Raw genomic sequence first — 12,072 nt, 5'->3', positions numbered from 1 at the left:
GACGCAAATGAATGACGTAGCGACCGCCCCCATCGCCTTGCTGGTCGAGGACGAGCCGCAAATCCGCCGCTTCGTGCGCGCCGCGCTGGAGCAGGAGGGCTGGCAGGTGCACGAAGCGGCGACCATGCAGCGTGGCCTGATCGACGCCGGCACCCGCAAGCCGGACCTGATCGTGCTCGATCTGGGGCTGCCCGACGGCGACGGTATCGATTTCGTCGCCGATCTGCGCAAATGGTCGACGGTGCCGGTGATCGTGCTGTCGGCGCGGGTCAACGAGGCGGACAAGATCCGCGCGCTCGACGCCGGGGCCGACGATTATCTGACCAAGCCGTTCGGCGTCGGCGAGCTGCTGGCGCGGGTGCGCGCCACCTTGCGGCGCCAGCGCCAGCCGGCCGCCGACAATGACGGCCTGATCGTGTTCGGCGACGTCGCGGTGGACCTGAAAAACCGCCGCGTCACGCGCGCCGGCGAGAATGTCCACCTGACGCCGACCGAATATCGCCTGCTTGCGGTTTTGGTTGGCAACCCCGGCCGCGTGATGACAAATCCGCAGTTGCTGCGCGCCGTCTGGGGGCCGTCGCAAGGGGAGAACGGCCACTACCTGCGCATTTACATGGGGCACCTGCGGCACAAACTGGAGGCGGATCCTGCCCAGCCGCGCCACCTGCTGACCGAGACCGCTGTCGGTTATCGCCTGCAACTCTAACTTCGCTCCGCGCCGAAGTGTCGCGGCGATCGCGCCGCTATAGTCTACGCATCGTTATCGGGGAGACTATATGACTGGGCAGACAAGCGTGCCGCGCGCGCTTTTTTTTGTGAGCTGCGCCGATGGACCAACGCTGGCGATGCCGGTGAGGCGCGCCGCCGGTTCGCGCGGCGATGTGTTGTACGTCCACGGCTCCACATTCGGAGCTGATCTGTCGGTGCTTTACGCGCTGGACGGCCGTAGTTGGGCCGATGCCTTGAACGATGCCGGCTTCACCGTGTGGGGCCTGGACTTCGCCGGTTACGGGGAATCCGAGCGCTATGCCGCCTCCTCGCACCGCGCCGTCGGAAGCATGGCCGATGTTCTGCCTCAGTTGCGGCGCGCGGTGGCTGCGGTAAGGCGGCGCAACGGCAACCGCCGGCTATCATTGCTCGGACATTCATGGGGCGCGACGGTGGCCGCCGCATACGCGGCCGCGTATCAGGATGAAATCGATGCCTTGGTGTTGTTTGCGCCCTTGACGGTGCGCCCGTCGGCGGCAATCGCACCGCCGCCGGCCGCCGGCCAGCCGTCGCATTATCCGCTCACGCTGTGGGCGCAGTACCGCCGTTTTGTCGAGGATGTGCCGCGTGGCCAGCCGCAGGTATTCGATGAAGCGCACTTCCAGAGCTGGGGCGCGGCCTTCCTTGAAACGGATGCCGACGCCCACCTGCGTACGCCGCCGGCGGTGAGCACGCCGGCCGGGCCGCAATTGGATGTGCGGGCCATGTGGGCGGGCCGGGCGCTGTACGATCCGGCACGCATCGTGGCGCCGACCTTGCTTGTGCGTGGCGAATGGGACAGCGTCTGCGATGCCGACGACGCCTGTCGCCTTCTCGGCGCGCTGGGTTGCGCCGTGCGGGCGGCTGCGACCATCCCCCGCGCCACGCATTTGATGCACCTGGAGGCGCGGCGCGGACTCCTCTACAATGAGGTGAACAAGTTTTTGCTGGAGCGTGGAGGATGACGACAGTGATGATCGAGGCGGTGCGAACATGACGGCGCCGGTGCAGCCGCGCTTCGCGCGCGTCGCCGCCGCCATCGGCGATCCCACGCGGGCGTTGATGTTGTCACGGCTGCTGGATGGGCGCTGTTATACGGCCACGGAACTGGCGGAGCATGCGGGGGTGGCCGCGTCCACCGCGTCGCAGCATCTCAAGCTGCTGGTGGACGAGGGGCTGGCGCAGGTGCGGGCGCAGGGGCGGCATCGGTATTTCATGTTGGCCGATGCGGATGTCGCGCACGCGCTCGAGGCGTTGTTGCGCGTGGCCGACGGCGCGCTGCCGGAGACCACGCGTTGGCGGGAACCGGCGATGCGCGGGTTGCGTCATGCGCGGAGTTGTTATGGGCATTTGGCGGGGGAGCTTGGCGTGCGGCTGTGCGAGGCGATGGTGGCGCGGGGCTGGGTGGTGGAGGAGGGCGGTCGGGAATATGCGTTGACGGCGGCGGGGCGCGACGGGCTGGCGCAAATGGGCGTGCCGACGGAGGCGCTGGAAGCGCGGACAGGGCGGCGGCAGTTGTACGGCTGTGTCGATTGGTCGGAGCGGCGAGATCACTTTGCTGGACCGCTGGCGGTGGCGATGCTGGAAGCGTGGATAGAGCAGGGTTGGCTGCGCCGCGAGCGGGATTCGCGGGAGTTGACGTTGACGGCCGCCGGCGGCAAGCGCCTGGCGAGTATTTCTGAAACACGTAGGGCGGATTAGCGCGCAGCGCGTAATCCGCCAGGCTCCGTCGGCGGCGCGTACATGGCGGATTACGGCGTTCCGCCTAATCCGCCCTACGTGTTTTAGAAGATTCATACATTTAGACGATTTAGAGGATTTTGAGCATCGTGTTCACTTGCTCAGCGTCCGCATGGCCCGCTCCAGCCCATCCATCGTCAACGGGAACATGCGGTTGTTCATCAGCTGGCGGATGATGCTGACCGATTGCCGGTACTGCCAAATCCCCTCCGGCTCCGGATTGAGCCAGACGAATTTCGGAAACGCGTTGGTGAAGCGCGCCAGCCACTCGCTGCCCGCTTCCGCGTTGTTGTACTCCACCGATCCCCCCGGCTGCAGCACCTCATAGGGGCTCATGGTCGCATCGCCGACGAAAATCAGCTTGGTATCCGCCGGATACTTGCGCAGGATGTCCCACGTCGGAAAACGCTCCGAATGCCTGCGCCGGTTGTTCTTCCACATATAGTCATAAACGCAGTTATGGAAGTAGAAGAACTCCATGTTCTTGAACTCCGTCTTCGACGCCGAAAACAGTTCCTCGGTGCGCTCGATATGGTCGTCCATCGTTCCGCCCACGTCGAACAGCATCAGCACCTTGATGTTGTTCTTGCGCTCCGGCTGCATCTTGATGTCGAGGTAGCCGGCGTTGCTGGCCGTGGCGCGGATGGTGGCGTCGAGCGCCAACTCCTCCTCCGCGCCCTGGCGCGCGAACTTGCGCAGGCGCCGCAGCGCCACCTTGATGTTGCGCGTGCCGATTTCCTTGTCACCGTCGTAGTCCTTGTAGGCGCGCGCCTCCCATACCTTGACCGCCGTGCGGTTGCCGCCCTTGCCGCCGATGCGCACGCCCTCCGGATTGGTGCCGCCGTTGCCGAAGGGCGATGTACCGCCGGTGCCTATCCATTTGCTGCCGCCCTCGTGGCGCTCCTTCTGCTCCTTGAGCAGTTCCTGCAAACGGTCCATCAGCTTGTCGTAGCCGAACTTCTCCAGCTCGGCCCTTTGCTTGTCGCTCAGCTCGCGCTTCATGCGTTGCAGCAGCCAGTCCAGCGGAATCGCGCTGTTGGTCTCGAAGACGTCGTTGACGCCCTTGAAGTACATGCCGAAGGCGCGGTCGAACTTGTCGAAGTGCGCCTCGTCCTTCACCAGGGTGAGGCGCGACAGGTAATAGAAGTCGTCGAGCGAGGCGTCGATGACGTTCTTTTGCATCGCTTCGAGCAGGGTCAAAAACTCCTTGATCGTGACCGGGATCTTGGCGTCCTTGAGGGTGAAGAAGAAATCGATCAGCATCTCAGGCCTTCCCGTGCCGTTCCAGCCGGTAGCGCAGCTGCGCCTTGATCTCCGGCCATTCGCCGGCGGTGATGCTGTACATGACCGTGTCGCGCACGGTGCCGTCGCGCCGCACCGCGTGGTGGCGCAGCACGCCATCCTTGCGCGCGCCGAGGCGCTCGATGGCAGCCTGCGAGGCGTGGTTGAAGTTATCGGTGCGCAGTCCTACCAGCTCAGCGCCCAGCTTTTCGAACGCGTGCGTCATCAGCAGCAGCTTGCAGGTGGAGTTGACATGGCTGCGCTGGCGGCTTTTGGCGTACCAGGTGTAGCCGATCTCCATGCGGCCGATGCCGGGGACGATGTCGTGATAACTGGTCGTGCCGACGACGGCGCCGCTGGCGGTGTCGATGACGGCGAAGGCCAGCCGGGTGGGGCGCATCTCCAGCGCCTTGTCGATGTAGGCGTCCACTTCGTTCGGCGCCGGCACGGAGGTGACGCGCAAGTTCCACAGTTCACCGTCCTGCGCGGCGGCCAGCAGGCCTTCGGCGTGCTGCGGCCCGAGGGGCTCGAGGCGCACGCCGTTCAATTCCAGCGTGAGGGGGGAGACGGACTTCATCAACGGTTGGTCCTCGACATGAACACCAGACGCTCGAACAGGTGCACGTCCTGCTCGTTCTTGAGCAGCGCGCCGTGCAGCGGCGGCACGATGGCCTTGGCGTCCTGGCTGCGCAGCGCCTCGGCGGGGATGTCCTCGGCCATCAAGAGCTTGAGCCAGTCCAGGAACTCGGACGTCGACGGCTTTTTCTTCAGGCCCGGCACGTCGCGCACCTCGTAGAAGCTTTGCAGCGCCTGCGCCAGCAGATCCTTCTTCAGATTCGGGTAGTGCACGGCGACGATCTGCGCCATCGTGTCGCGGTCGGGGAACTTAATATAGTGGAAGAAGCAGCGGCGCAGGAAGGCGTCCGGCAGCTCCTTCTCGTTGTTGGAGGTGATGATCACCAGCGGCCGGTGCACCGCGCGCACCATTTCGCGCGTCTCGTAGACGTAGAACTCCATCCGATCGAGCTCGCGCAGCAGGTCGTTGGGGAACTCGATGTCGGCCTTGTCGATTTCGTCGATCAGCAGCACCACCGGCTCCGGCGCCGTGAAAGCCTGCCACAGCACGCCCTTGACGATATAGTTCTGGATGTCGCGCACACGCTCGTCGCCGAGCTGGGAGTCGCGCAAACGCGACACCGCGTCGTACTCGTACAGCCCCTGTTGCGCCTTGGTGGTCGACTTGATGTGCCACTGCATCAGCGGCATGTTCAACGCGGCGGCCACTTCCTCGGCCAGCATGGTCTTGCCGGTGCCCGGCTCGCCCTTGATCAGCAGCGGGCGTTGCAGCGTCAGGGCCGCATTCACGGCCAGTTTCAGGTCATTGGTCGCGACGTACTGGTCGGAACCCTCAAAGCGTGGGGTGGCTTGCATGCGTTATGTCTCGGTGAAAATGGGATTTGTCGAGTATAGGGGAGAATGGCCGATGTTGTGGTCCGGTATCACCCCGATAGGCGGCCTCGGCACTGTGTTGTTCCGGCAATGATTCTGTGTAGCTTAGAAAAATTTCTTGAGTTAGAATCGCAGGCTAATAGTGCAAAAGTCAAGTTTTGCATCCGCGGTAGTATCCGATTACTTACCTTGCAAACACCATGAAAAAAATCACCGCACTTCTCGTGCTCGCAGGCCTCGCTCAGACCGCCCAGGTCGCCGTCGCGGCGGAAATCGTGGGCAATGCCCAGAACGCCAAGGCAAAGGTTGAAATGTGTATTGGTTGTCATGGAATTCCCGGCTACAAAGCCACCTTCCCGGAAGTGTTTCAGGTGCCGATGATCGGCGGCCAGTCGGCCAAGTATATTGAAAACGCGCTGCAGGCCTATAAGAAGGGCGATCGCAAGCATCCATCCATGAAGGGCATCGCCGCCAGCCTGTCGGACCAGGATATCGCCGATGTTGCCGCCTTCTACGCGCAGCAGACGCGCACCGCCGCGAAATGAGGACCGCCATTATGAAAAAACTGATCGCCGCACTGTTTTGTTCCGCCCTGTCGTTCTCCGCCGTCGCTGGCGGCAATGTCGCCGCCGGCAAGGCCGTGGCCGACAAATACAGCTGCTTCACCTGCCATGGCAAGGATTACAACTCCCCGATCGATCCCAGCTATCCAAAGCTGGCCGGCCAGCACAAGGACTACCTGGAACACGCGTTGACCGGCTACAAGCGCGGCGACGGCGCCAACGGCCGCAACAACGCCATCATGACCGGCCAGGTCAAGCCGCTGACCAACCAGGAAATCAAGGACCTGGCGGCGTATTTCCACAGCCTGCCTGGCAGCCTGGTGGTGCACCGCTAAACCGCTAAGCCACGGCGGCTCAGCCGCCCCAGCCCCGAAAAGCCACGCATTGCGTGGCTTTTATGCATCTTTTTGTCGATTTTTGGGGCCCGTCTACGTAGTTTCTTCCGCTTTCCTTAAGTGTTATCCCTCATCTGGCGCCAACCTCGCGCTGCTAAAATCCTCTTTCTTGATAATATCTATGGACACTCGCGCAATTCTATTGTCGGTTTCGCCGCCAATAAGCATTGGGCAAGCATCGGCAGCCGTCACCCTCTTCGTCCGCGCGCGGTCACCGCCACGGCCGACCAGCCACCTTCGAATGCCACTTCCCGGCGCCCTCGGCGTGCGGGATGGCCGGCAACGCCAGTCCCGAATACAGTCGGTACCTATGAATGGAGTTACGTATGCGTAAGTCACTTGTAATTTTGATGTCGTGCCTGATCCTGGCGGCATGTAGCAAATCGCCGGCGCCGTCGGCCGACAAACCGGTCGACGTGCTGCTGGTCGGCGCCGGCACCATGAGCGCCACCCTGGGCGCTATGCTTAAGGAAATGGACCCGAGTCTGACCATGGCCATCTACGAGCGCATGGATTCGGTCGCCGCCGAGAGCTCCGACGCGATGAACAACGCCGGCACCGGCCACTCCGCGTTCGCCGAGCTCAATTACACGCCCGAAGCGGCCGACGGCCACATCGAAACCAAGAAAGCGGTCGAAATCAACGAGCAGTTCGAGATTTCCAAGCAATTCTGGGCCTACCAGGTCAAGAACAAGTACATCGGCGCGCCGCAAACCTTCATCAACAACGTGCCGCACATGGCCTTTGTCTGGGGCGACGACAACATCAACTTCCTGCGCAAGCGTTATGCCGCATTGCAGAAGGAAAACCTGTTCAAAGGCATGCTGTACTCGGAAGATCCGGCCGTCATCCAGCAATGGGCGCCGCTGATCATGACCGGCCGCGACAAGGGCCAGAAAGTGGCCGCCACCCGCATGGAAATCGGCACCGACGTCAATTTCGGCAACCTCACGCGCGCGCTGGTCAAGCACCTGACCGACACCCACGGCACCACCTTGAACCTGCGCCACCAGGTCGAAGACATCAAGCGCGGCACCGACGGCAACTGGAACGTCACCGTCAAGAACCTGGCCGACGACTCGGTCAAGACCGTGCGCGCCAAGTTCGTCTTCATCGGCGCCGGCGGTGGTTCGCTGCCGCTGCTGGAAAAATCGGGCATCCCGGAAGCCAAAGGCTACGGCGGCGTACCGGTCGGCGGCCAATGGCTGGTCACCACCAACCAGGCGTTGATCGACCAGCACGCGGCCAAGGTGTACGGCAAAGCGTCGGTCGGCTCGCCGCCGATGTCGGTGCCGCACCTGGACACCCGCATCATCGACGGCAAGAAAGCGCTGCTGTTCGGCCCGTTCGCCACGTTCTCGACCAAGTTCCTGAAAAACGGTTCGTGGATCGACCTGCCGGCCTCGATCGACAGCAATAACGTCCGCCCGATGCTGCAAGCCGGCTACGACAACATCCCGCTGACCAAGTACCTGATCGGCCAGGTGATGAATTCGCCTGAAGACCGTCTGGCCGCGCTGAAGGAGTACCTGCCGACCGCCAAGCTGGAAGACTGGACGCTGCAAAACGCCGGCCAGCGCGTGCAGATCGTCAAGGACGACCCTGAAAAAGGCGGCCTGCTGCAGTTCGGCACCGAAGTGGTGGGTTCGGCCGACGGCAGCATCGTCGCCTTGCTGGGCGCCTCGCCTGGCGCCTCGACCGCGCCGCCGATCATGATCAAAGTGTTGCAGACCGCGTTCAAGGCCAAGCTGGCCACGCCGGAATGGGACGCGAAAATGAAGGCCATGGTGCCGTCCTACGGTCACAAGCTCAACAGCGATCCGGTACTGGCGAACAAGATCCGCCACTACAGCAGCGACATCCTGGGCCTGAAGGCGTTCACCTTGGAAGAGCCGGCCGTCGCCGCCGCGCCGGCAGAGACCGCCGCCAAATAAGGCAGACCGCCGCAAAACCAAAAGCCACGCAACGCGTGGCTTTTTTCATCCGGGGTCAAGGTCCGCCATTGCTACACGGGCTGGGCCATGGGCGAGCGAATTGCCGACCTACAGCCGCGTTCGTGTAGCAATGGTGGACCCGACCCCGGAGTTGGGGTTTGTTATTTGATGCGGCGCTTGATGGCTTCGATGTAGGCGTCGCCGTCCGGCGGCGTGCCGGTGCGCTGGGCGTTCCAGATCATCTCGCCCAGGCATTCCATGATCTCGTGCTGCGCTTCGTGTGCGGAGTCAAGTTTTAGCGTGAGGGCGGTGGCGGCGTCGCGGATGCCGCGCGGCTGGTCGATCGAGATCTGCTCGTCGATCGACAGGTGCATCGACAAATGTAAAAACGGATTGGCTTGCGCGCCCTCCACCGAATAGTCGCGCGACAGCGCCGTGTCGACGTCGGCCAGCACGTCATGGTATTCGGGGTGGTGGCGCGCCCAGTCGGCCGCCATCGCTTCGAGCGGGGTGAGGATTTCGTTGGCCCGCTGCTTGCGGTAGGCCTCGCAAAAGAAGCGGCGGACGTCGTCGGATGATGGATTGAACATGCCGCCATTGTACCTCCGGCGAAAAAAAAGCGGGACAGTGTGCCTGTCCCGCCCTTGTTGTTGCCGTCCTTGTTGCCGTCCCGCCAACCGCTCAGTTGTCGCTTTTGACCGGCTCGGCCGGCCCCGCCGCGACGGCGGCCACGGTGGCCGTCGACTCCGCTGCTGCCGGGGCGCAGGGCGATCCCGCCGGTTCCGGGTTCGGACGCGGCGCGTGCGGCTGGCGCAGGTAGCGCGAGCCGTGCTGGCGTCGATCATGGCCGTTGGCCGGCCACGTCAGGAAGCGCGACAGCTCCTGCAGCGCGCGCTGGTAGACGTCGCGCTTGAACTCGATCACGACATCGAGCGGCACCCAGTACTCGTGCCAGCGCCAGGCGTCGAATTCCGGATGGTCCGTCAGGCGCAGGTTGACGTCGTTGTCGCGCGCGCACATGCGCAGCAGGAACCAAATCTGCTTCTGCCCACGGTAATGGCCGCGGATCTCCCGCTTGATGAAATGATCCGGCACCTCATAGCGTAGCCAGTCGCGGGTGCGGCCGACGATTTTCACGTGCTCGGCCCGCAGGCCGATTTCCTCTTCCAACTCCCGGTACATCGCCTGCTCAGGCGTTTCTCCATATTTGATGCCGCCTTGCGGAAACTGCCACGAATGCTCGCGCACGCGCTTGCCCCACCACACTTCGTTCTGCGCGTTGAGCAGGATGATGCCGACGTTGGGCCGAAACCCCTCCCGATCGAGCATATTGCACCTCAAACTTTCTGCGACTGAGCTCCCTGCTTATATTTTTGCCCATAAAAAGACGCTTCGGCTGGGTTTTCGGGGTACGAAAACGGTCGAAGGGCCATCTATTGAACGCATTTGTATAAAGTATGGACGCATCAGCCAGCTAATCCTTTAAAATTAGGTTGATTATAACTCTCTCTTTTTAAAAAGAATTCACCGTATGCGCGCCTCACGATTTTTTATTTCCACGCTTAAAGAAGCGCCTTCCGACGCCGAGATCGTCAGTCACCAGTTAATGATGCGCGCCGGCATGATCAAGCGCCTGGGTTCGGGCATTTACACGTACATGCCGATGGGCCTGCGCGTCATCCGCAAGGTCGAGGCCATCGTACGCGAAGAGATGAACAAGTCCGCCGCCATTGAGCTGCTGATGCCGCTGATCCAGCCGGCCGAGCTGTGGCAGGAGACCGGCCGTTGGGACAAGATGGGCGCCGAGTTGCTGCGCATCAAGGATCGCCATGGCCGCGAATTCGCCTTCCAGCCGACCGCAGAGGAAGTCATCACTGATGTTGTCCGGTCGGAAATTAAATCGTATCGTCAACTTCCGTTGAATTTTTACCACATTCAGACCAAGTTCCGCGACGAGCGCCGTCCACGCTTCGGCCTGATGCGCGGCCGCGAATTCACCATGAAGGACGCGTACTCGTTCGACCGCGACCTGGCCGGCATGCAAGCCTCGTACAAGATCATGTATGACGCCTATGTGCGCATCTTCAACCGCTTCGGCCTGAAGTTCCGCGCGGTGGCGGCCGACAACGGCGCCATCGGCGGCACCGGTTCGCACGAATTCCACGTCATCGCCAGCACCGGCGAGGACGCCGTCGTCTACTGCCCGACCTCCGACTACGCGGCCAACATGGAAGCGGCCGAGGCCTTGCCGCTGAACGCCACCCGTCCAGCCGCCGCCCAGGCGCTGACCAAGGTCGCCACGCCGGACGCCACCAAGTGCGAGCTGGTCGCCGAGCAGCTCAAGCTGCCGCTGGCGCAGACCGTCAAGACCCTGGCGCTGACCGTCGAGACCGAAAAAGACGGCAAAGTGGCTAAACAGTATTTCATGTTGCTGCTGCGCGGCGACCATGAGCTCAACGAAGTCAAGATGGGCAAAGTGGCCGGCCTGGCCGAGCACCGCTTCTCGACCGAGGCGGAAATCCTGGAAGTGTACGGCTGCGTGCCGGGCTACCTGGGTCCGATCGGCACCAAGGCCCCGGTCACCGTGGTGGCCGACCGCACCGTCGCCAACATGGCCGACTTCATCTGCGGCGCCAACGACGCCGGCTTCCACTACACCGGCGCCAACTGGGGCCGCGACGTGGCCGAACCGGCCATCGTGGCCGACCTGCGCAATGTCGTCGAAGGCGACGCCTCGCCGGACGGCAAGGGCGTGCTGGCGATCGAGCGCGGCATCGAAGTGGGCCACGTGTTCCAGCTGGGCACCGCGTACTCGGAAGCGATGAAGGCCACCTTCCTCGACGAGAACGGCAAACCGGCACCGCTGCAGATGGGTTGTTACGGCATCGGCATCACCCGCATCCTGGGCGCCGCGATCGAGCAGAACTTCGACGACAAAGGCATCATCTGGCCGACGTCGCTGGCGCCGTTCGAACTGGTGCTGTGCCCGATGGGCATGGACCGCAGCGAAGCGGTCAAGGAAGCGGCCGAAAAGCTGTATGCCGACGCGCAAGCGGCCGGCATCGACGTCATCCTCGACGACCGTGGCCTGCGTCCGGGCGGCATGTTCGCCGACTGGGAGCTGATCGGCGTGCCGCACCGCGTGGTGATCGGCGACCGCGGCCTGAAGGAAGGCAACCTGGAATACCAGGGCCGCCGCGACACCGAAGCGACCGCCGTGCCGGTGGCCGATGTGATCGGCTTCATCCAGGGCAAAATGTCGCAGTGAGCAGAAGCGGTCTAGCCGGTGTGTTGCTGGCGCTGTCGGTAACGATGGCGCCGGCCGCGCAAGCCGGCAATCAGAAGGAGGAGGCGCTGGCCGATTCGGTCCGCGTGGCCCTCGCCAACAGCATCAAGGATGCGACGCCGCCGCGCATCACCTTCCGCAACGACGTCGAACGGCTGCGTTACGAAGGCTGGCTGGCGCAGATGTCGGCGCGCCTCAAGCGCAAGTTGCCCGACGAGCAAACCCGCCACGAATTTCTTGCCACGGTGTGGTACGAGTCGCGCCGCGCCGGGCTGGAGCCGGGCATGGTGCTGGGGTTGATTCAGGTGGAGTCGGCTTATCGCAAGTACGCGGTGTCGCTGGTGGGCGCGCGCGGATATATGCAAGTGATGCCGTTCTGGACCAACGTGATCGGCGATCGCGACCGCAGCGCGCTATTTAATATGCAGACCAATTTACGCTACGGCTGCGCAATCTTACGCATGTACATCGACATGGAAGGCGGCAACCTCTACCTCGCGCTGGGGCGCTACAACGGCAGCCGTGGCCGGCCGCAGTATCCGAACGCCGTGCTCACGGCGTGGAATAACTGGAAATAACCCCCAAAAACCAAAAAACCTTGGGGTCAGATACCGTCTTGAATAGCAAGCCCTTTCACCAAGTAATTGGAGTCGAAGGGCTTGCCGTTGTGGATCACG

The 12,072-nt window shown here is 63.0% G+C and carries 13 protein-coding genes; 8 read left to right on the top strand and 5 right to left on the bottom strand.

Annotated elements, in window-relative coordinates; genetic code table 11:
* The first annotated feature begins 7 nt into the window (after positions 1-7).
* From kdpE to AC07P1_RS28230, 3 genes are all read left to right on the top strand, one after another.
* Positions 8-706 (top strand): two-component system response regulator KdpE, encoded by a 699-nt coding sequence (kdpE, locus tag AC07P1_RS28240; protein WP_494698960.1) that lies wholly within the window; start codon positions 8-10, stop codon positions 704-706.
* A 70-nt stretch (positions 707-776) separates the two neighbouring features.
* Complete coding sequence (locus AC07P1_RS28235; protein WP_494698959.1) at positions 777-1,712, top strand: alpha/beta fold hydrolase; 936 nt, start codon at positions 777-779, stop codon at positions 1,710-1,712.
* Positions 1,713-1,740: 28 nt separating this feature from the next.
* Complete coding sequence (locus AC07P1_RS28230) at positions 1,741-2,448, top strand: ArsR/SmtB family transcription factor (protein ID WP_494698958.1); 708 nt, start codon at positions 1,741-1,743, stop codon at positions 2,446-2,448.
* A 132-nt stretch (positions 2,449-2,580) separates the two neighbouring features.
* Here AC07P1_RS28230 and AC07P1_RS28225 read toward each other — a convergent pair whose 3' ends face one another.
* From AC07P1_RS28225 to AC07P1_RS28215, 3 genes are read right to left on the bottom strand one after another with little or no spacing between them, the layout of a single operon-like run.
* Positions 2,581-3,750 carry a vWA domain-containing protein gene (locus AC07P1_RS28225; protein WP_494698957.1) on the bottom strand — a complete coding sequence of 390 codons (1,170 nt, stop codon included), beginning with the start codon at positions 3,748-3,750 and terminating at the stop codon, positions 2,581-2,583.
* A 1-nt stretch (position 3,751) separates the two neighbouring features.
* Positions 3,752-4,345: a GNAT family N-acetyltransferase gene (locus AC07P1_RS28220; RefSeq protein WP_315220275.1), complete on the bottom strand. Its 594-nt coding sequence runs from the start codon at positions 4,343-4,345 to the stop codon at positions 3,752-3,754.
* Complete coding sequence (locus tag AC07P1_RS28215) at positions 4,345-5,199, bottom strand: AAA family ATPase (protein WP_494698956.1); 855 nt, start codon at positions 5,197-5,199, stop codon at positions 4,345-4,347. The genes AC07P1_RS28220 and AC07P1_RS28215 overlap by 1 nt, the downstream gene beginning before the upstream one ends.
* A gap of 218 nt (positions 5,200-5,417) precedes the next feature.
* Here AC07P1_RS28215 and AC07P1_RS28210 point away from each other — a divergent pair, with 218 nt between their 5' ends.
* The 3 genes from AC07P1_RS28210 (at position 5,418) to mqo (ending at position 8,109) form a co-directional block, all read left to right on the top strand.
* Positions 5,418-5,762, top strand: coding sequence for a c-type cytochrome (locus AC07P1_RS28210; RefSeq protein ID WP_494698955.1), 345 nt, complete (start codon positions 5,418-5,420; stop codon positions 5,760-5,762).
* 11 nt (positions 5,763-5,773) lie between these two features.
* Entirely contained in the window at positions 5,774-6,115 is a 342-nt protein-coding gene (locus AC07P1_RS28205) for a c-type cytochrome (RefSeq protein WP_494698954.1), read from the top strand.
* Positions 6,116-6,501: 386 nt separating this feature from the next.
* Entirely contained in the window at positions 6,502-8,109 is a 1,608-nt protein-coding gene (gene mqo, locus AC07P1_RS28200; protein WP_494698953.1) for a malate dehydrogenase (quinone), read from the top strand.
* 161 nt (positions 8,110-8,270) lie between these two features.
* Here the strand turns inward: mqo and AC07P1_RS28195 are convergent, their stop codons facing one another.
* Positions 8,271-8,699: a DUF1841 family protein gene (locus AC07P1_RS28195; RefSeq protein WP_315220284.1), complete on the bottom strand. Its 429-nt coding sequence runs from the start codon at positions 8,697-8,699 to the stop codon at positions 8,271-8,273.
* Between the two features lie 91 nt (positions 8,700-8,790).
* Positions 8,791-9,438 (bottom strand): RNA pyrophosphohydrolase, encoded by a 648-nt coding sequence (locus AC07P1_RS28190; RefSeq protein ID WP_494698952.1) that lies wholly within the window; start codon positions 9,436-9,438, stop codon positions 8,791-8,793.
* Positions 9,439-9,640: 202 nt separating this feature from the next.
* Here AC07P1_RS28190 and AC07P1_RS28185 point away from each other — a divergent pair, with 202 nt between their 5' ends.
* Positions 9,641-11,377 (top strand): proline--tRNA ligase, encoded by a 1,737-nt coding sequence (locus AC07P1_RS28185; protein ID WP_494698951.1) that lies wholly within the window; start codon positions 9,641-9,643, stop codon positions 11,375-11,377.
* A 44-nt stretch (positions 11,378-11,421) separates the two neighbouring features.
* Positions 11,422-11,973 (top strand): lytic transglycosylase domain-containing protein, encoded by a 552-nt coding sequence (locus tag AC07P1_RS28180; RefSeq protein WP_494699084.1) that lies wholly within the window; start codon positions 11,422-11,424, stop codon positions 11,971-11,973.
* Positions 11,974-12,072 lie beyond the last annotated feature (99 nt).

Source organism: Duganella sp. GW821-FHT07F09 (assembly GCF_059418705.1).
Note: the sequence above shows the minus strand (reverse complement) of the source record. Positions and strands in the feature narration are given on the sequence as shown.

Bases quoted from the DNA above. Each gene is read 5' to 3' on its own strand.
- kdpE (WP_494698960.1), top strand. From the start codon at position 8: ATGAATGACGTAGCGACCGCCCCCATCGCCTTGCTGGTCGAGGACGAG.
- AC07P1_RS28235 (WP_494698959.1), top strand. From the start codon at position 777: ATGACTGGGCAGACAAGCGTGCCGCGCGCGCTTTTTTTTGTGAGCTGC.
- AC07P1_RS28230 (WP_494698958.1), top strand. From the start codon at position 1,741: ATGACGGCGCCGGTGCAGCCGCGCTTCGCGCGCGTCGCCGCCGCCATC.
- AC07P1_RS28225 (WP_494698957.1), bottom strand. From the start codon at position 3,750: ATGCTGATCGATTTCTTCTTCACCCTCAAGGACGCCAAGATCCCGGTC.
- AC07P1_RS28220 (WP_315220275.1), bottom strand. From the start codon at position 4,345: ATGAAGTCCGTCTCCCCCCTCACGCTGGAATTGAACGGCGTGCGCCTC.
- AC07P1_RS28215 (WP_494698956.1), bottom strand. From the start codon at position 5,199: ATGCAAGCCACCCCACGCTTTGAGGGTTCCGACCAGTACGTCGCGACC.
- AC07P1_RS28210 (WP_494698955.1), top strand. From the start codon at position 5,418: ATGAAAAAAATCACCGCACTTCTCGTGCTCGCAGGCCTCGCTCAGACC.
- AC07P1_RS28205 (WP_494698954.1), top strand. From the start codon at position 5,774: ATGAAAAAACTGATCGCCGCACTGTTTTGTTCCGCCCTGTCGTTCTCC.
- mqo (WP_494698953.1), top strand. From the start codon at position 6,502: ATGCGTAAGTCACTTGTAATTTTGATGTCGTGCCTGATCCTGGCGGCA.
- AC07P1_RS28195 (WP_315220284.1), bottom strand. From the start codon at position 8,699: ATGTTCAATCCATCATCCGACGACGTCCGCCGCTTCTTTTGCGAGGCC.
- AC07P1_RS28190 (WP_494698952.1), bottom strand. From the start codon at position 9,438: ATGCTCGATCGGGAGGGGTTTCGGCCCAACGTCGGCATCATCCTGCTC.
- AC07P1_RS28185 (WP_494698951.1), top strand. From the start codon at position 9,641: ATGCGCGCCTCACGATTTTTTATTTCCACGCTTAAAGAAGCGCCTTCC.
- AC07P1_RS28180 (WP_494699084.1), top strand. From the start codon at position 11,422: ATGGCGCCGGCCGCGCAAGCCGGCAATCAGAAGGAGGAGGCGCTGGCC.